Below are 21,415 nucleotides of genomic sequence, written 5' to 3'. Positions count from 1 at the left end.
AGCGGGCGGCCCTCAAGCCGCCCGCTCGCGGGACTCAGTAGCGGTAGTGCTCGGGCTTGTACGGGCCCTGCACCGACACGCCGAGGTAGTCGGCCTGTTCCTGCGTGAGCGTGGTCAGCTTGACGCCGATCTTCTCCAGGTGCAGGCGGGCGACTTCTTCGTCGAGGTGCTTGGGCAGGCGGTACACCGTCTTTTCGTAGGTGTCCTTGTTGGCCCACAGGTCGATCTGCGCCAGCGTCTGGTTGGCGAAGGAGTTCGACATCACGAAGCTCGGATGGCCCGTCGCGCAGCCCAGGTTCACCAGGCGGCCTTCGGCCAGCAGGAAGATCGCGTTGCCGTTGGCGAAGACGTACTTGTCCACCTGCGGCTTGATGTTGATGTGCTGCGCGCCGGAGGCGTACAGCGCGTCGACCTGGATCTCGTTGTCGAAGTGGCCGATGTTGCAGACGATCGCCTGGTCCTTCATCGCCTGCATGTGGGCGAGCGTGATGACGTCCTTGTTGCCGGTCGTGGTGACGTAGATGTCGCCGCGGCCCAGCGTGCTTTCGATCGTGTTGACTTCGAAGCCTTCCATCGCGGCCTGCAGTGCGCAGATCGGATCGATTTCGGTGACGACCACGCGGGCGCCGTAGGCGCGCAGCGAGTGCGCCGAACCCTTGCCGACGTCGCCGTAACCGCACACCACCGCGACCTTGCCGGCGAGCATCACGTCCATCGCGCGCTTGAGGCCGTCGGCCAGCGACTCGCGGCAGCCGTAGAGGTTGTCGAACTTCGACTTGGTGACCGAGTCGTTGACGTTGATCGCCGGCACCAGCAGCTTGCCCTGTTCGGCGATCTGGTAGAGGCGGTGAACGCCGGTGGTCGTCTCTTCCGAGACGCCCTTCCAATCCTTGACCACGTTGGTCCAGAAACCGGGGCGCTCCTTGGCCACGCGCTTGAGCAGGTTCTTGATGATCTGCTCTTCGTGCGAACCCGAAGCGGTGTTCACCCAATCCGAACCCTGTTCGAGTTCATAGCCCTTGTGGATCAGCAGCGTCACGTCGCCGCCGTCGTCGACGACGAGCTCCGGACCCTTGCCGCCCGGGAAGGTCACCGCGTCGAGCGTGCAGTCCCAGTATTCCTCGAGCGACTCGCCCTTCCACGCGAACACCGGCGTGCCGGTCGCGGCGATCGCGGCGGCGGCGTGGTCCTGCGTGGAGAAGATGTTGCACGAGGCCCAGCGCACGTCGGCGCCGACGTCCTTCAGGGTCTCGATCAACACGGCGGTCTGGATGGTCATGTGCAGCGAACCGGTCACGCGCACGCCCTTGAGGGGCTTGGCGGCGGCGTGCTTGCGGCGGATGGACATCAGGCCCGGCATCTCGTGCTCGGCGATGTCGATTTCCTTGCGGCCCCAGTCGGCGAGCGAGATGTCGGCGACCTTGTAATCCTGGGCTTGCTTGACTTGCGCGTTCATGGCGTTTGCTCCGAATTTCGAGCGGGCGCCGTTACCTGGTGCACCCCTTCGAGCCTGGCCGTGCCTATCCACGGTCGCAGCGCCCCTCGAAAGAGCAGGGCGCGCGACCCTCGCGGTCGCGCGCCCGAATGGGTGTGGCTTACTTCTTCAGCCCGCCGTCCTTGCGCAGCTCGTCGGCCTTGTCCGTCTTCTCCCACGAGAACGCGGTGGCCTTCTGCTTCTTGCCGGCGCCGTCGACGTATTCCACCTGCGTCGGCTTGCGGCCGAAGTGGCCGTACGAGGCCGTGGCCTGGTAGACCGGGTGGATCAGGTCGAGCATCTTGACGATGCCGTACGGGCGCAGGTCGAAGTGCTTGCGGATCAGCTTCTCGATCTTGTCGTCGGAGATCTTGCCGGTGCCGAAGGTGGTGACCGAGATCGAAGTCGGTTCGGCCACGCCGATGGCGTAGGAGACCTGCACTTCGCACTTGTCGGCCAGGCCGGCGGCGACGATGTTCTTCGCGACGTAACGCGCGGCATAGGCGGCCGAGCGGTCGACCTTCGAAGGATCCTTGCCCGAGAACGCGCCGCCACCGTGGCGGGCCATGCCGCCGTAGCTGTCGACGATGATCTTGCGGCCGGTCAGGCCGCAGTCGCCCACCGGGCCGCCGATCACGAAGATGCCCGTCGGATTGATGTGCACCTTGTTCTTCGGCAGCTTGTCGAGCCAGTTCTTCGGCAGCACGGGCTTGAGGATGTGCTCGTACACGCCTTCGACCAGGTCCTTCTGCTTGATGCCCGGGTCGTGCTGCGTCGACAGGACGACGGCGTCGAGGCCGACGATCTTGTTGGCTTCATAGCGCAGCGTGACCTGCGACTTCGCATCGGGGCGCAGCCACGGCAGCTTGGAATTCTTCGCCTTGCGCACCTTGGCCTGCTGTTCGACCAGGCGGTGCGAGTAATAGATCGGGGCCGGCATGAATTCCGGCGCCTCGTTGCAGGCGTAGCCGAACATCAGGCCCTGGTCGCCCGCGCCCTGTTCTTCGGGCTTCTTGCGATCCACGCCCGCGGCGATGTCCACCGACTGCTTGCCGAGCATGTTGATGATGGCGCAGGTGTGGCCGTCGAAGCCGACGTCGGAATTGTTGTAGCCGATGTCGTTGATGACCTTGCGCGCGAGGGTTTCGATGTCGACCCATGCGCCGGTCGTGACTTCGCCCGCGACGATGGCCGCGCCGGTCTTCACCATCGTTTCGCACGCCACGCGCGCGCGCTTGTCCTGCGCGAGGATCGCGTCGAGGACGGCGTCGGAGATCTGGTCGGCGATCTTGTCCGGATGGCCTTCGGAGACCGATTCGGAGGTGAAGAGGTAGCTGGAGCTGGTCATCGCTGCGTATATCCTTTAATGCGGATGAAAGGATGAGGGCGCGCATTGTACAGGCGCGCGGACCGGATTGGGCAGTTTGCGCCCTCCCGCAGATAAATGAACACCGCCGCGGGGCCCGGGGCCGGGCGAGGGCGGCAGGCTAGGATCGCCGCATGGATTCGATCACGCACCTGTTCATCGGCGGCGCCATCGCGGCGGCCCTCGCGCCGCCGGCGCAACGACGCGCCGCGCTGCTGGCCGGCGCCGCGCTCAACTCCTTGCCCGACCTGGACGTACTGCCGCTGTTCCTCACCGACGACCCCGTCGTCCGCATGACCTGGCACCGCGCGGCGACGCATTCGCTGCTTGTACTGCCGCTGGTGGGCTTGCTGCTGTGGCTGTGGTTCCGCTCGCGCGGCGGGCGCGTGGCGGCGGCGCCGACGCGATGGTTCTGGATCTTCCAGCTCTGCCTGCTGACCCATCCGCTGATCGACGCCTGCACGGTCTACGGCACGCAATTGTGGTGGCCGCTTCCGGTGCCGCCGGCGATGTGGTCCACGCTCTTCATCATCGATCCGATGCTGACCTTGCCGCTCGCGCTGGGCTGCTGCGTCGCGGCCTGGTTCGGCGCGCGCCCGCAGGCGCAACGCGCGTTGGTGGCATCGCTGGCGATCGCGGTCGGCTACGTCGGCTGGTCGTTCGTGGCCAAGGCGATCGTCGAACGCGAAGCGCGGGCCTCGCTCACCGCGATCGGCCTGGGGAATGCGCCGCGCTTCTCGGTGCCGATGCCGTTCAACACCTTGTTGTGGCGCGTGGTGGCGATGACGCCGGAGGGGTTCGTCGAAGGCGAGCGCTCGCTCATCGCCGACCGCGGGCCGATGCGCTTCACCCACTTCGCGTCCGACCGGCGTGCGCTGGATGCGGTGCGCGAAGTGCCGCAGGTCGCGCGGCTGCTGTGGTTCAACCACGATTTCGCGAAGGCGCAGGTGCACGAGGGCAAGCTCGTGCTCACCGACCTGCGCATGGGCGCCGAGCCCGATTACACCTTCCGCTTCGCGATCGCGCAGCGCGATGGCGGCGCGTGGCGCGCGATCCCGGTGCAACAGTTGCACTGGCCGTGGGAGGCTTCGCGTCGCCTGCCCGCAATGTGGTCGCGCATCTGGCACGCACCGCAGTGAGAGCCTTCGTGTCGTCGAAGGGATGGATCGTGCAGACAGGGAACGCGCGCCTTGCGCATGCTCGCGCCGTGGTCGACGTCAGTGTGCAGCCGCCCGTCGTGAGACGCGCCGACGAACACATTCCCCTGCAAAGACCTGTGACTCCGTAGTTTCGGACGTCGCGCACGACGCCACCACATTACGCAAGATCAGGCAGCCGCCATCCAGCCAACCGAGTCACCCGCGATCAACGCATCGAAGTAATCCCGCGTCAGCGCGATCTGCATCTGCGCACTTTCCGCGCGATTCACCACGTGGCGGAAGGCGTTGTTCTCGGGGCGGTCCTTCGCGTACCAGCCCAGGTGCTTGCGTGCGATGCGCACGCCGGAGAGTTCGCCGTAGAAGGCGTGCAACGCTTCCAGATGGCCGAGCAGGACATCGCGCACTTCGACCAGCGAAGGCGGTGCCAGCGTTTCGCCCGTCGCCAGGTAGTGCGCGATTTCGCGGAAGATCCACGGCCGGCCCTGCGCCGCGCGCCCCACCATCACCGCATCGCAACCGGTTTGCGCCAGCACGAAGGCCGCCTTCTGCGGCGAATCGATGTCGCCATTGGCGACCACCGGGATCGACAGCATCGCCTTGATCTCACCGATCGTGTCGTATTCGGCCACGCCGCCGTACTGCTGGTCGCGCGTGCGGCCATGCACGGCGAGCGCGGCGATGCCGCTTTCCTGCGCGATGCGGGCGATCACCGGCGCATTGCGTGCGTCGGCGGCCCAACCGGTGCGGATCTTCAGGGTCACGGGCACGTCGACGGCCTGCACGACCGCTTCGAGGATGCGTGCCACCAGGCCCTCGTCGCGCATCAACGCCGAGCCCGCCCACGCGCTGCACACCTTCTTCGCCGGGCAGCCCATGTTGATGTCGATGATCTGCGCGCCGTGGTCGACGTTGTACCGCGCCGCTTCTGCCATCACCGCAGGCACCGTGCCGGCGAGCTGCACGCTGATCGGTGCCGGTTCGCCGTCGTGGTCCATGCGGTGCAGGGACTTGCTGGTCTTCCAGAAGCGCGGGTCGGAGGTCGTCATCTCCGACACGCACAGGCCCGCGCCCAGTTGCTTGCACAACACGCGGAAAGGCTTGTCCGTCACGCCCGCCATGGGCGCGAGGATCACCTTGGGGGCGATGGAGTGGGGGCCGATCTGCATGGGGGGATTGTACGTCTGCGCCGTCGGGCGTCAGAGGACGGCCGCGACGGCCTGTTCGTCGACGTCGGAAATGATTTCCGCAGCGCCCGTGCCACGCCACAGAACGAAGCGCAGGCCGCCGGCGGCGGCCTTCTTGTCCAGGCGCATGCGCGCGACGAGCGCGGCGGGCGACAGGCCCGCGGGCACGGCGACTGGCAGGCCGAAGCGCGTCAGCAGGCTTTCCAGGTGCGTGGCCTGCGCATCGGTCGACAAACCCAGGCGCGCCGACAGGCGCGCGGCGCACACCATGCCCACGGCCACGGCCTCGCCATGGTTCAAGCCGCCGTAACCCTGTTCACTCTCGATCGCGTGCGCGAAGGTGTGCCCGAAGTTGAGCAACGCGCGTTCGCCGCGTTCGAACGGATCGCGCGCGACGATCTTCGCCTTGTGCGCGCAGCTGCGGGCGATGGCTTCCGCGAGCGCGTCGTCGTCGCGCGCCAACAAGGCGGTGGCATTCGCGTCGAGCCAATCCAGGAAAGCTGCGTCACGGATCGCGCCGTACTTCACCACTTCGGCCAGGCCGGCGCGCAACTCGCGATCCGGCAAGGTCGCGAGCGTCGCGGTATCGGCGAACACCGCGCGCGGCGGATGGAAGGCGCCGACGAGATTCTTGCCCTGCGGCATGTCGACCGCCGTCTTGCCGCCGACTGAGGAATCGACCATCGCCAGCAACGTCGTCGGCAGTTGCACGCAATCGATGCCGCGCATCCAGCACGCCGCGACGAACCCCGCCAGATCGCCGACCACGCCACCGCCGAGCGCGACCACGCAGGCATCGCGGGTCGCGCCGAAGTCGGCGAGTTCGCGCACCAGTTCGCCGAAGCGTTCAAGCGTCTTCGCCGACTCGCCCGCGGGAATGCACGAGACGATGCAGCGGATATCGTCGCGCGCGCCCTGCAAGGCGGCGACAACACGCTGCGCATACAGCGGCGCGACATGCGCATCGCTGATGAGGAAGACATGGCGCCCGCGCACGTGGGCCGCGAGCGCCGCGCCGTCGCCGAGCAATCCGGCGCCGATCGCGATCCGATACGGTTGCGCGCCACCGACATCGACCGTGCGCACGCCGCTCATGCCGCGGCCTCGCTGCGCTTCCACTGCGCATCGACCACGCGGGCCAGTTGCAGCGCCGCTTCGTGGGCGCTCATGCCGTCGGTCGGGAAACGCAGATCGGCGACTTGCGCATACAGCGCCCCACGTTCCTCCGCGAGCTTGTGCAACACCGCTTCGCGATCGGGGCGCTGCAACAGCGGCCGCGTGCGATCGCGCGCCAGCCGCTCGAGCTGCCCATCCACCCCGATGTCGAGGTGGACGACGAACGCACCTTCACGCAACAGCCGGCGATTGTCTTCGGACAGGACCACGCCACCGCCGGTCGCGATCACGCCGGCCGGTGCATGCAGCGCTTCGAGGAGCATGTCGCGTTCGCGCGCGCGGAAGCCGGCTTCCCCCTCCAGGTCGAAGATCGTGGTCACTTTCGTCCCCGCGCGGGCCTCGATGGCCGCGTCCATGTCCGTGAAGGGCAGGCCGAGGCGCTCGGCGAGGCGGCGGCCGATCGAGGTCTTGCCGGCGCCCATGGGGCCGACGAGGATCAGGTGCGGGGCGGGATTCATGCCGGCGATCTTAATGCGCGAGAATGCGGCCATGCGCGCCGACCTCCCCAAAGACGTCCTGTCCACCTTCGACCACCTCTTCGCGCAAGCCGCGGCGGCGGGCGAACCCGACCCGACCGCCATGGTCGTCGCGACCGCCGATGCGCGGGGCCGTCCCTCCTCGCGCACCGTGCTGATGAAGGCGCACGACGCGCGCGGCTTCGTGTTCTACACGCACCTCGATGGCCGCAAGGGGCGCGAGTTGCAGGACAACCCGCAGGCCGCGCTGCTGTTCCACTGGCCGCGCGTGATGCTCGGCGTGCAGGTGCGGATCGAAGGCGAGGTCGAAATCGTCGACGACGCCGAGGCCGACGCCTACTTCGCTTCGCGCCCGCGCGGCAGCCAATTGGGTGCGTGGGCCTCCGATCAATCCGAAACCCTGGCGTCGAAGGAAACCTTCGAAGCGCGCCTGTCCGAAGCCGAGCGCCGCTTCGAAGGCCAGGACGTGCCGCGCCCGCCGCGCTGGAGCGGGTTCCGCATCGTGCCGCGCGCGGTGGAGTTCTGGTACGGCGCGCAGTTTCGCCTGCACGAACGCCACCTGCACGAGCGCGGCGACGACGGCACGTGGACCACGCGCATGCTCTTCCCCTGATGCCGCCGTCCCGCATCGTCTGCCTGACCGAGGAGCCGACCGAAACGCTGTACGCGCTCGGCGAACAGGACCGCATCGTCGGCATCAGCGGTTTCACCGTGCGGCCCACCGCCGCGCGCCGCGACAAGCCGAAGGTCAGTGCATTCACCAGCGCCAAGATCGACGCGATCCTCGCGCTCAAGCCGGATTTCGCGATCGGCTTTTCCGACATCCAGGCCGACATCGCGGCCGAACTGATCCGCCACGGCGTCGAGGTGTGGATCTCCAACCATCGCAGCGTCGAGGGCATCCTCGACTACATCCGCCGGCTCGGTGCGATGGTCGGCGTGGCGTCGCGCGCGGAGGCCTACGCCGATTCCTTGCAACGCCGACTCGACGCGATCGCAGCCGACGCCGCGAAGCTGGACCGCCGCCCGCGCATCTATTTCGAAGAATGGGACGAGCCACCGATCACCGGCATCCGCTGGGTCGCAGAACTGGTGCGCATCGCCGGCGGCGACGACATCTTCCCCGAGCGCGCGCTGGAGCCGCTCGCAAAACAACGCATCCTGGAAGACAGCGACGAAGTGATCCGCCGCGCGCCCGACATCATCCTGGGCTCGTGGTGCGGCAAACGCTTCCGACCCGAACGCGTCGCCGCACGCCCGGGCTGGAATGCGATTCCCGCCGTGCGCGACGGACAACTGCACGAAGTGAAGTCGCCGATCATCCTGCAACCGGGGCCGGCGGCGTTGACCGACGGCGTCGACGCGATCGCGCGGATCGTGCGCGCCTGGGCTACTTCGCCACTTCGCGGGTGAAGGTGAGCGTGCGCGACGTCCCGCCGGCCGGCGTGACCTGCACGGTGAACTGCAACGTGTCGGGCGGGGTAATCGAGAACGTCCCGACGTTGTCGAGCAGGCCGTCGCCCGTGCGCAGTTCGTGCATCGCGATGTCGATCTTGCGGCCCTGCAGGTCGCGCGCATTCGCGACGACCTTCGCCGGCACCGCGACATCGCGGCCTTCTTCGCCCTGTCGCGTGGTCACCAACAGCATCCACGTCTGTTCGCCGCGGGGAATGCCGTAGGTTTTCGTGACGCTTTCGGGCAAGGCGAGGGTATTCACCGCGGTGGCGTGGATGTGCAGGTCGCCGTCGTGCAGTTCGGCCGGCGGCGGCGCGGCTTGCGCTGGCACCGGCGCTGAAGTGCCGCCGCACGCGGCGAGCGCACCGGCGAGCAAGACCACGGCCACGCGTTCAATCGTTCGCATCGGACAACTCCTTGCCGCGCACGGCGGCGGCGTGCACGGCGCGTTGCACGAGTGCGCGGAAACCGCCGGCTTCGAAGGTTTCGATCGCCGCATGCGTGGTGCCGTTCGGCGAAGTGACGCGGCGGCGCAATTCCGCGGCGTCGACGTCGCTTTCCATCAACATGCGCCCCGCGCCGAGGATGGTCTGGAAGGCGAGCAGGCGCGCTGCTTCGGACGACAAACCTTCGGCTTCGCCCGCGGCCTGCATCGCTTCGGCGAGCAGGAACACGTATGCCGGGCCGCTGCCCGAGACAGCGGTGACGGCGTCCATCTGCGCTTCGTCGTCGATCCATACGGTGCGGCCGGCGGCGCCGAGCAACTGTTGCGTGCGTTCGCGCTGCCGCGCATCGACACGCGTGTTCGCGAACAGGCCGGTGACGCCCGCGCCGAGCAGCGCCGGCGTGTTCGGCATCGTGCGCACGATGGGGAGATCGCCGCCGAGCCAACGGTCCAACTGCGCGGTGGTGATCCCCGCCGCGATGGAGACGATCAGCGGGCGCGAGGTTTGCGCGAGGGGCGCAAGCGCTTCGCAGACTTCGCGCAACACCTGCGGTTTGACGCCGAGCACCCACGTGCTCGCCGCGCGCGCGATGGGGGCGTTGGCGGCATCGACGTGCACGCCGAAATCGCGCGCGAGTGCGTCGCGCAGCGCGTCGACCGGTTCGGCCACGTGGATGGACGAGGCGGGCACTTTGCCGGGCACCAGGCCGCCGATCAGGCTGCGCGCCATGTTGCCGCCGCCGATGAATGCGATGGGGTCGTTCATTTGTTGGAGTTTAGCCGCGCGGCGCGCGTTCGCCGAACAACGCGGTGCCCACGCGCACCATCGTCGCGCCTTGCGCAATGGCCAGTTCGAAGTCTTCGCTCATGCCCATCGACAGTGTGTCCATCGAGGGGTGGCGGACGGCGAGGGTGTCGAACAGGGTCGCCATGCGGGCGAAGGCGGCGCGCCGCCGTTCCATGTCTTCGACGGGCGCGGGAATCGCCATCAGGCCGCGCAGCGCGAGCCGGGGCGATGCGGCGGCGATGGCATCGGCCAGTGCGTCGGCCTGCTCCGGGCGGCAACCGTGCTTGCTGGCCTCATCGTCGATGTTCACCTGGATCAGCACGTTGAGCGGGCCGCGATCATCGGGGCGGGCGGCGGCCAGCAGGGGCACGAGTTTGGCGCGGTCGACGGTCTGGACCCAGTCGAAGGCGGCCGCGGCAGCGGCGGCCTTGTTGGACTGGAGATGCCCGATCAGGTGCCACTCCAGGCGCGCGTCGGGGAGTTCGGACTGCTTCCCCAGCGCCTCCTGCACATAGTTCTCGCCGAACGCGCGCTGCCCGGCGGCCGCCAGGGCGGCGATCGCCGCGGCCGGTTGGCGCTTGGACACGGCCAGCAGCCGGGGGGCTGGCCGACCGTACTGCCGAGCCGCGTTCTCAAGTCTTTGAACGACAGCGTCAAGGGCAGGGGTGAGCATCTCGTCGCAACCTCGTGATCGCCGCGGAATCCGCGGTTGACACCGCGGGGAGGGCGGCGCCCATACTGCCTACGGGGGTGCCACTGCACCAGTCGTTCAACGTTGGCACTTCAATCGCCGTGCGGGGGAGCACGTAATGGATATCGCCGAACTTCTGGCGTTTTCGGTCAAGAACAAAGCCTCGGACCTGCACCTGTCCGCCGGCCTCCCGCCCATGATCCGCGTGGACGGCGACGTCCGCCGCATCAACATCCCGGCGCTGGACCACAAGCAAGTGCACGCGCTGGTCTACGACATCATGTCGGACAAGCAGCGGCGCGATTACGAAGAATTCCTCGAGGTCGACTTCTCCTTCGAGATCCCGGGCCTGGCGCGCTTCCGCGTCAACGCGTTCAACCAGAACCGCGGCGCGGGCGCGGTGTTCCGTACCGTTCCCTCCGAAGTGCTGACGCTCGAAGACCTCGACACGCCGCGCATCTTCAAGGAACTGATCGACCAGCCGCAGGGCCTGATCCTCGTGACCGGCCCCACGGGCTCGGGCAAGTCGACCACGCTGGCGGCGATGCTCGACCACGTGAACAAGAACGAGTACGCGCACATCCTGTCGGTCGAAGACCCGATCGAGTTCGTGCACACCTCGCAGAAGTGCCTGATCAACCAGCGCGAAGTGCATCGCGACACGCACGGGTTCAACGAAGCGCTGCGTTCGGCCTTGCGCGAAGACCCCGACTACATCCTCGTCGGCGAAATGCGCGACATCGAGACCATCCGCCTGGCGCTCACCGCCGCGGAAACCGGCCACCTGGTGTTCGCCACGCTGCACACCTCCTCGGCGGCCAAGACCATCGACCGCATCATCGACGTCTTCCCCGCCGGCGAAAAGCCGATGGTCCGTTCGATGCTGTCCGAATCGCTGCGCGCGGTGATTTCGCAGGCGCTGCTGAAGAAGGTCGGCGGTGGCCGTACGGCGGCGTGGGAAATCATGGTCGGCATCCCGGCCATCCGTAACCTGATCCGCGAAGACAAGGTCGCGCAGATGTATTCGGCGATCCAGACCGGTCAGTCGCACGGCATGATGACGCTCGACCAGCACCTCCAGGACCTCGTGAAGCGCGGTCTGGTGACGCGCCAGCACGCCAAGGAATACGCAAAGGACAAGCGACTGTTCGAGTGACAGTCCGGAGCAGACCATGAGCAGCATCGATTTCACCTCGTTCCTCAAGCTGATGGCGCACCAGAAGGCGTCGGACCTGTTCATCACGGCCGGCATGCCGCCGTCGATGAAAGTGCACGGCAAGATCTCGCCCATCACCCAGAACCCGCTCACGCCGCAGCAGAGCCGCGACCTGGTTCTGAACGTGATGAACCCGCAGCAGCGGGAAGAGTTCGAAAAGACGCACGAGTGCAACTTCGCGATCGGCGTCGCGGGCGTCGGCCGCTTCCGCGTGTCGTGCTTCTACCAGCGCAACCAGGTCGGCATGGTGCTGCGCCGGATCGAGACGAAGATCCCGAGCGTGGAGGAACTCAACCTCCCGCCGATCATCAAGACGCTGGCGATGACCAAGCGCGGCATCATCATCTTCGTCGGCGCCACCGGTACGGGTAAGTCGACGTCGCTGGCCGCGATGATCGGCTACCGCAACGGCAACTCGACCGGGCACATCATCACCATCGAGGACCCGATCGAATTCGTGCACAAGCACGAGGGCTGCATCATCACGCAGCGCGAAGTGGGCATCGACACCGACAGCTGGGAAGCGGCGCTGAAGAACACGCTGCGCCAGGCACCGGACGTGATCATGATCGGCGAGGTGCGCACGCGCGAAGGCATGGACCACGCCATCGCCTTCGCCGAAACCGGCCACCTGGTGCTGTGCACGCTGCACGCCAACAACGCCAACCAGGCGATGGACCGCATCATCAACTTCTTCCCGGAAGACCGCCGCGGCCAGTTGCTGATGGACCTCTCGCTCAACCTCAAGGGCGTGGTCGCCCAGCAGCTCATCCCCACGCCCGACGGCAAGGCGCGTCGCGTGGCGATGGAAATCATGCTGGGCACGCCGCTGGTGCAGGACTACATCCGCGACGGCGAGATCCACAAGCTGAAGGAAGTGATGAAGGAATCCACCAACCTCGGCATGAAGACCTTCGACCAGAGCCTGTTCGAGCTGTACCAGGCCGGCGAGATCTCCTACGAGGACGCCCTGCGTTACGCCGACTCGGCGAACGAAGTACGCCTGCGCATCAAGCTTGCGCAGGGCGGCGATGCGCGCACGCTGGCGCAGGGGCTGGATGGCGTCGAGGTTGCAGAGGCGCGATAACGCCAATCCAACGCGTAAGGCGATTCACGAAGGGAGCGGGAAACCGCTCCCTTCTGCTTTTTGGGCGACCTGTCGGCAATTCCGCTGTACGCAGGCTGCGTACAGTCGTGTTCCGAACGCAACTCGAGGCATGGCCCATGTCGAACAAGCGCACCTTGCGCACGCATGTGGTGTCTTCGCGGCCCCCAGCGTCACGCCTGACCAAGGCCCGCGGCCGGGGGTAGAATCCCGCCCATGGAGTCCAACCCGACGCCACTCGCCAATCGGTTGCTGATCGCGCTCCCGGCGCTCACCGATCCGCATTTCGCGCGGAGCGTGGCGCTGGTGTGCCAGCACGATGCCGAAGGCGCGATGGGCGTGGTGGTCAATCGCCCGTCCGAATACACCCTGGGCGATGTCTTCCAGCAGATGGGCATCGATAGCGGAAACGATGACCTTCGCGGGCAGATCGTGCTCTCCGGCGGCCCGGTGCATCCCGAACGCGGCTTCGTGCTGCACGACGGGGGCGATGGCTGGGATTCGACGATGCAGATCGGCGACGCGCTCTACGTCACCACCTCGCGCGACATCCTCGAAGCGATGGCCGGCGGCGGGGGGCCTTCGAACGCCATCGTCGCGCTCGGGTGCGCGGGTTGGGGTGCGGGCCAGCTCGAGCAGGAACTCATTGAAGACAGCTGGCTCACCGTGCCGATGGACCCGAGCCTGCTGTTTACCACGCCGCTGGACGCGCGCTGGCAGGCCGCGGCCGGCAGCATCGGCGTGGATCTCACGCAGATGGCCGACCACAGCGGGCACGCCTGATGCGCCTGGACGGCACCGTGCTCGGTTTCGATGTCGGCGCCCGGCGGATCGGCGTTGCGGTCGGCAGCGCCTTCGGCAGCGGCGCACGCGCGCTCGCGGTGATCGACGTGCATGCGCACGGCCCGGACTGGACCGCGATCGATCGCCTGCGCGCCGAATGGCGGCCCGACGGCCTGGTCGTCGGCGATCCGATGACGCTCGAGGGCGGCGACCAGCCCATCCGCCGCATGGCGCACGCCTTCGCGCGCGAATTGCACGCGCGCTATCGTTTGCCGGTGGTGCTCGTCGACGAGCGCGCCAGTTCGATCGAAGCCGCGCAACGCTTCGCCGCCGATCGCGCCGAAGGCCGCAAGAAGCGCCGCGACGCCGCCGCGCTGGACGCGGTGGCCGCCGCGGTGATCATCGAACGCTGGCTCGCCGCGCCGCAGGATGCGATCGGCGTGGACGACAGCATCGAAATGCTGCCCAATGGCAGCACCCGACCCATCACGACCCAGAGCGGAGCCGCCGAGTGACCGTCGCCCAGGTGGATGCGCAGGGACGCCTGCGCCATTTCCTCACGCTCGAAGGCCTGCCGCGCACGGTGCTCGTGCGCCTGCTCGACCTCGCGCAGAACTTCGACGACCGCCGCGGCGACGTCTCGCTGCGCAGCACACTGGTCGGCCGCACGGTGTGCACGCTGTTCTTCGAACCCTCGACGCGCACGCGTTCGAGTTTCCAGATCGCCGCGCAACGCCTCGGCGCCGACGTGCTGACTTTCGATGCGTCCACCTCGTCGACGAGCAAGGGCGAAACCGCGCGCGACACCATGCGCACGCTCGAAGCGATGGGCGTGCACGGCTTCGTCGTGCGCCACAAGGAAGACGGCGCCGTCGCGGCGCTCGCGGGTGAAGCGCGGCCCGGCACCGCACTGATCAACGCCGGCGACGGGCGCATCGCGCATCCCACGCAGGGCCTGCTCGACATGCTCACGCTGCGCCAGGCGAAGGGCACGGACTTCTCGCGCCTGAAGGTCGCCATCGTCGGCGACGTCAAACATTCGCGCGTGGCACGCACCGACCTGCATGCCCTGCGCACGCTGGGCGCGGGCGAGATCCGCGTGTGCGGCCCGCAAGCGCTGCTGCCGACGGACGCGACGCTCGAGGGCTGCGTCGTCACGCAGGACTTCGATGCGGCCCTGGAAGGCGTCGACGCGATCATGATGCTGCGCCTGCAACGCGAGCGCATGGAAGAAGGCCTGGTCGGTTCGCTGGACGACTACCACCGCGATTACGGCCTCACCGCGACGCGCCTGCGCCGCGCGGCGTCCGACGCCGTGGTGTTGCATCCGGGCCCGATGAACCGTGGCGTGGAAATCGACGACGATGTCGCCGACGGCCCGCAATCGCTCATCCTCCGCCAGGTCGCCAACGGCGTCGCCGCTCGCATGGCGGTGCTGGAAGTGTTGCTCGGGGCCTGATCGCCGCCTTGCGTCCGCGTTCGCGCTCAGCGAACCAGGATGATGCTCGCAAGGCCGAGGAAGACGAAGAACCCCATGACGTCGGTGACCGTCGTCAGGATCACGCCGCCGGCCAGCGCCGGGTCCAGGTTCATGCGCTTGAGCGTGAGCGGTACGAGGACGCCCGCGCTCGCGGCCGCGAGCAGGTTGATCGTCATCGCCGCGCCGATCACGCCGGCGAGCATCGGATCGCGGAACCACGCCCAGGTCGCAAGCCCCACGATGCCGCCGAGCATCACGCCGTTCATCAGCGCCACGCGCAATTCCTTCCACAGCAGGGTGCGCACGTTCGAGGCACCGACCTGGCCGAGCGCCAGGCCGCGCACCATCAGCGCGAGCACCTGCGTACCGGCGTTGCCGCCCATGCCCGCGACGATGGGCATCAGCACGGCGAGCGCGACGATGCGGTCGATCGTGGACTGGAATTCGCCGACGACGCTCGAGGCGAGGAACGCGGTCGCGAGGTTGACGCTCAGCCACACGATGCGGCGCCGCCACGCGCGCGGCACGGGCGAGAACAGATCCTCGTCTTCGTCCAGGCCCGCCGCGCCGAGCACCTGGTGTTCGGCCTGTTCGCGGATGATGTCGACGACGTCGTCGATGGTGATGCGGCCGAGCAGGATGTTGTTGTCGTCGACGATCGGCGCGCTGATCCAGTCGTGGTCGGAGAACTGTCGCGCCACTTCGTCCGACGACTCGTCCACGCCGAGCGCGGGCTGTTCGTCGTCGATCAGTTGGTTGATCGGCGTGCCCGGTTCGTGCGTGAGCAGCGATTGCAGCGAGATGCGCCCGAGGTACTGGTGGCGACGGCTGACGACGTACAGATGGTCGGTGTGGTCGGGCAGCTCGCCGCGCAGGCGCAGGTAGCGCAGGACGACGTCGACCGTGGTGTCGGTGCGCACCGTCACCACGTCGGGGTTCATCAGGCGCCCGGCGGTGTCCTCGTCGTAGGACAGCACCTGTTCCAGACGCTCGCGGTTCTCGCGGTCCATCGACTTGAGGACTTCGTCGATGACCGTGTCCGGCAGGTCTTCGACCAGGTCGGCGAGGTCGTCGATGTCCAGGTCCTCGACGGCCGCGACGATTTCGTCGGGGTCCATCTCGGCCAGCAGGCTTTCGCGCACGTCGTCGCCGACGTGGACCAGCACTTCGCCGTCGTCCTCGGGATCGACCAGGCCCCACACCACCGTGCGCTTGGCGGGCGGGAGCGATTCGAGCAGGTTGCCGATCTCGGCCGGCGACAGCGTGTTGACCAGGCGGCGCACGGGGCCGAGGCGGCCGCTGTCGAGCGCGTCCGATAACAGACGCAGCTGTCGTGCGGTCTTCTCGTGGCGGATCGCTTCGGCCATTCGGGGTCCGTTGGCGCGTCGCACACGAGGGCGCGACAGGGTCAGGCGTTCATGGCGCGAATTATGGCCTGCGCGGGATGAAGGCGCCTACCCCTGTTGCACGGATTTCGCGAATCCGTTGTCCTCGAGCCAGTCTTCGATGCCCTTGCGGTCCCGTGCGCGCAGGAGCGCAGGCGCGTTGCCCCGCAACTTGCCCAGGTCGCTGTTGCGGATCGCGCGGCGCAATTCGAGCAGCGTGTTGGGGTGCAGGCTGAATTCCCCGAGGCCCAGCGCCAGCAGCAGGGGCGCGAAGGTCGCATCGCCCGCCATCTCGCCGCACACGGCCACCGGCTTCCCGCGGCGATGCGCGATGCGGATGATCTGGTGCAGCAGGCGGATGAGCGCCGGATGCAGCGGCGTGTAGATCTCGCCGAGCGCCTCGTTGTTGCGGTCGGCGGCGAGCAGGTACTGGACCAGGTCGTTGGTGCCGACCGAAAGGAAATCCACCACGCCGACGAAGCCGGGCAGGGCGATGGCCGCGGCCGGCACTTCGATCATCGCGCCGAGCGGGATCACGTCGGCGACTTCGTGGCCTTCGCGCCGCACTTCGGCCAACACCTTCTTCAGCAGGCGGCGAACCGAGACGATCTCCTCGCGGCTGCTGATCATCGGCACCAGCACGCGCACCGGGCCGTAGCCCGACGCGCGCGCGATCGCGCGCAACTGCGTTCGGAACAGCGCTTCGCGCGCGAGCGACAAGCGCACGCCGCGCAAGCCGAGCGCCGGATTGGGTTCGCCTTCGAGCACCAGGCCGCTGCGGTCGGCCTTGTCGGCGCCCAGGTCGAGCGTGCGGATGGTGACCGTGCGGCCCGTCATGCCGAGTACGACGTCGCGATAGGCGCGGAACTGTTCTTCCTCGTCGGGCAGTTCCATGCGCTGCAGGAACAGGAACTCGGTGCGATACAGGCCCACGCCCGCCGCGCCGAGCGCATGCGCTTCGGCGACGTCGGCGCGCGATTCGGCGTTCGCCCACAGTTTGATGTCGACGCCGTCGATCGTGCGCGTGGGTTCGCGGCGCAGTCGGTTGAGCTGGCGGCGTTCGCGCACCTGGTCGCGCATGCGCGAACGATGGCCGCGCAGATCGTCGGCATTGGGTTCGAGCACGACCAGGCCGCTCGTGCCGTCCACCGCGAGCACGTCGCCGTCGTTCACCCGCAGCAGCGCCTGCGCGGCGCCGACCACGAGCGGCAGATGCAGGCTGCGCGCGAGGATCGCACTGTGCGACAGCGCGCTGCCGCCCGCGGTCACCACTGCCATCACGCCCTGTTGTTGCAGTTGCGCGAGTTCGGCCGGCGCGATGTTGTCGGTGACCAGGATGTCGCCGGCCAGGCCCTCGACCGGGATTTCGCGACGATGCAACGCGACGTGGATGCGCCCGATCACCTGGTCGATGTCGTCGATGCGGCTGCGCAGGTACGCATCGTCCATCGTGGTGAAGACATTCGCGATGCGGTCGCGCTGCAGGCGCAGCGCGTAGTCGGCGCTGTAGCGGCCGGTGCGGATCAGGTCGTCCAGGCCCTGCAGGAGTTCGGGATCGTCGAGTAGCAGGGCATGCAGGTCGAGGAATTCGCCGACTTCCTGCGCGAGCGCGCCATGCAGGCGCTGGCGCAGCACGCGCATCTCGCCGCGCACGACGTCGATCGCGCCGTGCAGGCGTTCGAGTTCGGCCTCCACCGCATCGGCTTCGATGTGCTCTTCGCGAACGTCCAGTACGTGGGGCAGCCGCACCCGTGCCCGGCCGAGCGCGCTGCCGCGCGAAGCGCCGTGGCCGGGCAGGACGAGCCGCATCAGCCGCCCTCGTCGAAGAGGCGTTCGAACAAGTCCGAGACGGCGGCGGCGGCTTGCTCTTCGTCGTCGCCGTCCACGCGCAGCACGACCGGCGTGCCCTGGCCGGCGGCCAGCAGCATCACGCCCATGATGCTCTTGGCGTTGACCTCGCGGCCCTTCGCCGCGATCGTCGCGCCGCAGCGGTAGCCCGAAAGCAATTGCACGAGTTTGGCCGTGGCCCGTGCGTGCAGGCCCAGCTTGTTGGCCACCATGAGCTCGCGCTCGATCATGCTCGTCCTTGTCGCTCGGGGTCAGGCGTCATCATGGATCACGCCGTTGCGCGCGCCCGCGCCGGCGACGTTCGGAATCTCCTCGAGATCCATTTCTGCGTAATTCATCACGCGCAGCAGCATCGGCAGGCTCAGGGCCGAGACGCGCTTGACCGGCGTGCCGATGCGCGCGAGCTTCGCGGCGAGGTTGCTCGGGGTCGCGCCGTACAGATCGGTCAGCACCAGCACGCCCTGGCCGCCGTCCACGCGCCGCAAGGCCGCGCTGGCCATCGGCAGCAGGGTGTCGGGATCGGCGTCGAAAGGCACTTCGAAGGCTTCGGTCTTCAACGGCAGCTGGCGCAACAGGCGCGTGGCCACCGACAGCATGGCGCTGCCGATGCCTTCGTGGGTGATGAGCAGGACGCCGACGGTCATGGCCGAAGGTTAGTGCAAGTCAGTCCAGCTCGCGATGGTGCACCGCAACCTCGGCCCAGCCCAGGTCGCGGCAATGGCGGGCGAGGCGTTCGGCCAGGTACACCGAACGATGCCGTCCGCCCGTGCAGCCGAAGGCGACGGTGACGTAGCTGCGCGTGTCCGATTGCAGGCGCGGCAGCCAGGTGTCGAGGAAGGATTCGATCTGCCCGGCGTACTGCAGCACTTCCGGCTGCGCCTCCAGGTAGTCGGCCACGTCCTTGTCGCGGCCCGACAGCGGGCGCAGGCGCGCATCCCAGTGCGGGTTGGGCAGGCAGCGCGCGTCGAACACGAAGTCCGCATCCGGCGGCACGCCGCGGCGATAGGCGAAGGATTCGAACAGCAGCGACAGGCTCGAGGCCTCGCCCAGCCCGAATTCGGTGATCACCACGCGCCGCAGCTTGTGCACGTTGAGGTGGCTGGTATCGAGCACGACGTCGGCGATCTGGCGCAGCGGCTTGAGCGCCTGGCGTTCCAGCGCGATCGCATCGGCGAGCGCCAGGCCCAGGTGGCTGAGCGGATGGCGGCGGCGCGTGTCGGCATAGCGGCGCAACAGGACGTCGTCGTCGGCGTCGAAGAACACCAGCTTCGGATCCAGCCCGAGCCCGCCGACTTCCGACAACACATCGGGAATCACGCCGAGGTCGCCGCCGCTGCGCACGTCCAGGCCGACGGCGAGTTTTTCCGGACGCACTTCGCCGCGCGTCACGCGCCGCACGAATTCCGGCAACAGGTCGGCCGGCAGGTTGTCGACGCAATAGAACCCGAGGTCTTCCAGCGTGTTGAGCGCCACCGACTTGCCCGAACCGGACAGGCCGCTGACGATCATCAACTTGGGGACCTCGGGGGTCGGCACCGGAGGTGCGGGAGGCGGCGTGCTCACGTCGTCAGCTGGACCGTTCGAGGAAATGGGAATGGCGCGCCATGAAGGCGGCCGCGGGGTCGACGCCCTTCGCGCGCAGGATGTGCACGCGCGCGGCGGCTTCGGTCAGCACGGCGAGGTTGCGGCCGGGCATGACGGGCAGGGTGATCTGCGGAACGTCCAGGTCGAGCAGGCGGCGCACGCTCAGGTCCCCGATGATGCGCTCCATGCCGGCGGCCTGCGGTTCCAGGTGCGGCTTGGTCAGGTGCACGATCAGGCGCAGGTATTTGTTCTTCTTCACCGCGGTGTCGCCGAACATCTGGCGCACGTTGAGCACGCCCAGGCCGCGCACTTCCAGCAAGTCCTGCAACAACTCCGGGCAGGTGCCGTCGAGCACGTCGGGCGCGATCTGCGTGAATTCGGGCGCATCGTCGGCGACGAGGCGATGGCCGCGCGTCACCAGTTCGAGCGCCAGTTCGCTCTTTCCCGATCCCGATTCGCCGGTGATCAGCACGCCGATCGAATAGATCTCCATGAACACACCGTGCAGCGTCACGCGCGGCGCGAGCGTGCGCGCCAGGTGATATTGCATGTGGTTGAGCAACTCGTGGCCGCGGCGCGGCGAAAGCCATAGCGGCGTGTGCGATTCCTCCGCCGCGTGGATCAGGTCTTCGGGAACGCGTTGTTCCTTGCTGATCACCAGCGCGAGCGGGCGCGCCTGCATGATGTGTTCGATCACTTCCCAGCGCGCGCGCGAATCCAGGCCGTCGAGCCACTGCAGCTCTTCGGTGCCGAGGATCTGCACCTTGTTGGGATAGATGATGTTGAGGTAACCGGCCAGCGACGGACGGCGCGCGACGGTCTCCACCGATTCGAGCACGCGCGTGGCGCCCGACTGGCCGGCGACCCATCGCAAACCCAGGCGTTGCTGGTGCAGGTCGAACAATTCCTGCGCCGCGATGCGTTGCGTCATGGAGTGCGTACCGCTTCGTCGGGCGCGTAGGCCGGGTCCAGGAGCACCTTGCGCAGGGCCGATGCATCGGGCGCGGCGCGCAGGGCGTCGCGGAACCGCGCATCGGCGAACTGCTCGGCGATCTGCGCGAGCAGTTGCAGGTGTTCCTGCGTGAAATGTTCGGGCACCGCCATGGCGAACACCAGGTCGACCGGCTCGCCGTCGCTCGCGTCGAAATCGATCGGCGTGCGCAGGCGCAGGAATGCGGCGCGCGCGTGGTCGAAGGCGTTGGTGCGTCCGTGCGGAATGGCGATGCCGTGCCCGATCGCCGTGCTGCCCAGGCGTTCGCGCTTGCGCAGGCTTTCGGCAATCGCCTGGGTGCCGGCGGGCGAGGCGTCGGACAGCAGGCCCGCGGCGGCGTCGAGCACGCCGTCGCGGTCCCCGGCTTCGTTGAGCAGGACGACGCGTTCGGCGGCGAGCATCGACTGGAACGGCATCGTCTGCGGATCAGCCGCTGGCCGCGGCATCCCCGCCGCGATGGGAGTCGATGATCTTTTCCTTGTGCTTCATCAACAGGCGATCGAGCTTGTCGGCGAGCAGGTCGATGGCGGCGTACATGTTCTGGGCGGAGGCATCCGCGTGCAGGGTGCGACCGGCGATATTCACGTTGGCTTCGGCGCAGTGGTCGGTGCGTTCCAGCCGGAGTTGGGTGCGGACATCGATGGGCTGGTCGAAGTGCCGGGAGAGGCGGGAAAGCTTGGATTCGACGTACTCGCGCAGGGCAGGCGTGACTTCGAGCTGCTGGCCGTAGGTGTCGATGCGCATCGCGGACCTCCTTTGCTCACTTCGGAAAGACAGGATACGCCCGGCGGCCGTGAGGGGAAGTAGGC

General features: G+C 67.9%; 23 protein-coding genes, 1 pseudogene and 1 riboswitch. Of the genes and pseudogenes, 8 read left to right on the top strand and 16 right to left on the bottom strand.

Features of this window, described 5'->3' with window-relative positions:
• Nucleotides 1–34: 34 nt before the first annotated feature.
• Together ahcY and metK are read right to left on the bottom strand one after the other, a co-directional pair.
• A complete protein-coding gene (gene ahcY / locus AB4059_RS05895; RefSeq protein WP_498960736.1) occupies nucleotides 35–1,456 on the bottom strand; it encodes an adenosylhomocysteinase in 1,422 nt (473 codons plus the stop codon).
• Between the two features lie 16 nt (nucleotides 1,457–1,472).
• A riboswitch (S-adenosyl-L-homocysteine riboswitch) is annotated at nucleotides 1,473–1,550 on the bottom strand.
• Between the two features lie 45 nt (nucleotides 1,551–1,595).
• Nucleotides 1,596–2,822, bottom strand: coding sequence for a methionine adenosyltransferase (gene metK, locus AB4059_RS05890; protein WP_498960734.1), 1,227 nt, complete (start codon nucleotides 2,820–2,822; stop codon nucleotides 1,596–1,598).
• Between the two features lie 152 nt (nucleotides 2,823–2,974).
• Between metK and AB4059_RS05885 the strand changes: the two genes are divergently transcribed.
• Nucleotides 2,975–3,979 (top strand): metal-dependent hydrolase, encoded by a 1,005-nt coding sequence (locus AB4059_RS05885; protein ID WP_498977440.1) that lies wholly within the window; start codon nucleotides 2,975–2,977, stop codon nucleotides 3,977–3,979.
• 188 nt (nucleotides 3,980–4,167) lie between these two features.
• On the opposite strand, the gene dusB is transcribed toward AB4059_RS05885, so the two are convergent.
• From dusB to AB4059_RS05870, 3 genes are read right to left on the bottom strand one after another with little or no spacing between them, the layout of a single operon-like run.
• Entirely contained in the window at nucleotides 4,168–5,166 is a 999-nt protein-coding gene (gene dusB / locus AB4059_RS05880) for a tRNA dihydrouridine synthase DusB (RefSeq protein WP_498977438.1), read from the bottom strand.
• Nucleotides 5,167–5,196: 30 nt separating this feature from the next.
• The gene (aroB, locus tag AB4059_RS05875; protein WP_498977436.1) at nucleotides 5,197–6,279 is read right to left on the bottom strand and encodes a 3-dehydroquinate synthase; all 1,083 of its coding nucleotides are present in this window, start codon (nucleotides 6,277–6,279) and stop codon (nucleotides 5,197–5,199) included.
• Nucleotides 6,276–6,818, bottom strand: coding sequence for a shikimate kinase (locus AB4059_RS05870; RefSeq protein ID WP_498977858.1), 543 nt, complete (start codon nucleotides 6,816–6,818; stop codon nucleotides 6,276–6,278). Before AB4059_RS05870 ends, aroB begins: the two co-directional genes overlap by 4 nt.
• 31 nt (nucleotides 6,819–6,849) lie before the next feature.
• Between AB4059_RS05870 and pdxH the strand changes: the two genes are divergently transcribed.
• Both pdxH and AB4059_RS05860 read left to right on the top strand, forming a co-directional pair.
• Nucleotides 6,850–7,449, top strand: coding sequence for a pyridoxamine 5'-phosphate oxidase (pdxH, locus tag AB4059_RS05865; RefSeq protein ID WP_498977434.1), 600 nt, complete (start codon nucleotides 6,850–6,852; stop codon nucleotides 7,447–7,449).
• Nucleotides 7,449–8,249 carry a cobalamin-binding protein gene (locus AB4059_RS05860; RefSeq protein ID WP_498977431.1) on the top strand — a complete coding sequence of 267 codons (801 nt, stop codon included), beginning with the start codon at nucleotides 7,449–7,451 and terminating at the stop codon, nucleotides 8,247–8,249. The genes pdxH and AB4059_RS05860 overlap by 1 nt, the downstream gene beginning before the upstream one ends.
• Here AB4059_RS05860 and AB4059_RS05855 read toward each other — a convergent pair.
• From AB4059_RS05855 to AB4059_RS05845, 3 genes are read right to left on the bottom strand one after another with little or no spacing between them, the layout of a single operon-like run.
• On the bottom strand, nucleotides 8,227–8,697 hold the full coding sequence (locus AB4059_RS05855) for a DUF4426 domain-containing protein (protein WP_498977429.1): 471 nt from the start codon (nucleotides 8,695–8,697) through the stop codon (nucleotides 8,227–8,229). The two genes, AB4059_RS05860 and AB4059_RS05855, sit on opposite strands and share 23 nt — an antisense overlap.
• The gene (gene proC / locus AB4059_RS05850; protein WP_498977427.1) at nucleotides 8,684–9,502 is read right to left on the bottom strand and encodes a pyrroline-5-carboxylate reductase; all 819 of its coding nucleotides are present in this window, start codon (nucleotides 9,500–9,502) and stop codon (nucleotides 8,684–8,686) included. Before proC ends, AB4059_RS05855 begins: the two co-directional genes overlap by 14 nt.
• Nucleotides 9,503–9,512: 10 nt before the next feature.
• On the bottom strand, nucleotides 9,513–10,196 hold the full coding sequence (locus tag AB4059_RS05845; RefSeq protein ID WP_498977425.1) for a YggS family pyridoxal phosphate-dependent enzyme: 684 nt from the start codon (nucleotides 10,194–10,196) through the stop codon (nucleotides 9,513–9,515).
• A gap of 136 nt (nucleotides 10,197–10,332) precedes the next feature.
• On the opposite strand from AB4059_RS05845, the gene AB4059_RS05840 reads away from it, so the two are divergent.
• The 5 genes and pseudogenes from AB4059_RS05840 (at nucleotide 10,333) to AB4059_RS05820 (ending at nucleotide 14,777) form a co-directional block, all read left to right on the top strand.
• Nucleotides 10,333–11,370 carry a type IV pilus twitching motility protein PilT gene (locus tag AB4059_RS05840; protein WP_498960716.1) on the top strand — a complete coding sequence of 346 codons (1,038 nt, stop codon included), beginning with the start codon at nucleotides 10,333–10,335 and terminating at the stop codon, nucleotides 11,368–11,370.
• Nucleotides 11,371–11,386: 16 nt separating this feature from the next.
• Nucleotides 11,387–12,517 carry a PilT/PilU family type 4a pilus ATPase gene (locus tag AB4059_RS05835; RefSeq protein ID WP_036171929.1) on the top strand — a complete coding sequence of 377 codons (1,131 nt, stop codon included), beginning with the start codon at nucleotides 11,387–11,389 and terminating at the stop codon, nucleotides 12,515–12,517.
• Nucleotides 12,518–12,751: 234 nt separating this feature from the next.
• Complete coding sequence (locus AB4059_RS05830; RefSeq protein WP_498977423.1) at nucleotides 12,752–13,318, top strand: YqgE/AlgH family protein; 567 nt, start codon at nucleotides 12,752–12,754, stop codon at nucleotides 13,316–13,318.
• Nucleotides 13,318–13,752: pseudogene (gene ruvX / locus AB4059_RS05825) on the top strand (Holliday junction resolvase RuvX); the annotation flags it as partial. The gene AB4059_RS05830 and the pseudogene ruvX, both read left to right, overlap by 1 nt.
• A 77-nt stretch (nucleotides 13,753–13,829) precedes the next feature.
• Nucleotides 13,830–14,777, top strand: a complete 948-nt coding sequence (locus AB4059_RS05820) for an aspartate carbamoyltransferase catalytic subunit (RefSeq protein WP_498977421.1) — start codon at nucleotides 13,830–13,832, stop codon at nucleotides 14,775–14,777.
• A gap of 26 nt (nucleotides 14,778–14,803) precedes the next feature.
• On the opposite strand, the gene mgtE is transcribed toward AB4059_RS05820, so the two are convergent.
• The 8 genes from mgtE to hpf all read right to left on the bottom strand — a co-directional run bounded on the left by mgtE (nucleotide 14,804) and on the right by hpf (nucleotide 21,350).
• Nucleotides 14,804–16,165, bottom strand: a complete 1,362-nt coding sequence (gene mgtE / locus AB4059_RS05815; protein WP_498960705.1) for a magnesium transporter — start codon at nucleotides 16,163–16,165, stop codon at nucleotides 14,804–14,806.
• 87 nt (nucleotides 16,166–16,252) lie between these two features.
• Entirely contained in the window at nucleotides 16,253–17,992 is a 1,740-nt protein-coding gene (ptsP, locus tag AB4059_RS05810) for a phosphoenolpyruvate--protein phosphotransferase (protein WP_498977419.1), read from the bottom strand.
• Nucleotides 17,992–18,261, bottom strand: a complete 270-nt coding sequence (locus AB4059_RS05805; RefSeq protein WP_498960701.1) for an HPr family phosphocarrier protein — start codon at nucleotides 18,259–18,261, stop codon at nucleotides 17,992–17,994. The genes ptsP and AB4059_RS05805 overlap by 1 nt, the downstream gene beginning before the upstream one ends.
• Nucleotides 18,262–18,282: 21 nt before the next feature.
• Entirely contained in the window at nucleotides 18,283–18,675 is a 393-nt protein-coding gene (locus AB4059_RS05800; protein ID WP_498977417.1) for a PTS sugar transporter subunit IIA, read from the bottom strand.
• A 19-nt stretch (nucleotides 18,676–18,694) separates the two neighbouring features.
• A complete protein-coding gene (gene rapZ, locus AB4059_RS05795; RefSeq protein WP_498977856.1) occupies nucleotides 18,695–19,540 on the bottom strand; it encodes an RNase adapter RapZ in 846 nt (281 codons plus the stop codon).
• Nucleotides 19,541–19,598: 58 nt separating this feature from the next.
• Entirely contained in the window at nucleotides 19,599–20,546 is a 948-nt protein-coding gene (gene hprK / locus AB4059_RS05790; RefSeq protein ID WP_498977415.1) for an HPr(Ser) kinase/phosphatase, read from the bottom strand.
• On the bottom strand, nucleotides 20,543–21,022 hold the full coding sequence (locus AB4059_RS05785) for a PTS sugar transporter subunit IIA (protein WP_498977413.1): 480 nt from the start codon (nucleotides 21,020–21,022) through the stop codon (nucleotides 20,543–20,545). Before AB4059_RS05785 ends, hprK begins: the two co-directional genes overlap by 4 nt.
• A 10-nt stretch (nucleotides 21,023–21,032) precedes the next feature.
• Nucleotides 21,033–21,350, bottom strand: a complete 318-nt coding sequence (gene hpf, locus AB4059_RS05780; protein ID WP_498960693.1) for a ribosome hibernation-promoting factor, HPF/YfiA family — start codon at nucleotides 21,348–21,350, stop codon at nucleotides 21,033–21,035.
• Nucleotides 21,351–21,415: the final 65 nt, after the last annotated feature.

The sequence above is a fragment of the Lysobacter sp. 2RAF19 genome, from assembly GCF_052115395.1.
Taxonomy (GTDB): Bacteria; Pseudomonadota; Gammaproteobacteria; order Xanthomonadales; family Xanthomonadaceae; genus Noviluteimonas.
The sequence above is the reverse complement of the archived record's forward strand: the minus strand, read 5'-3'. Positions and strand labels throughout refer to the sequence as shown.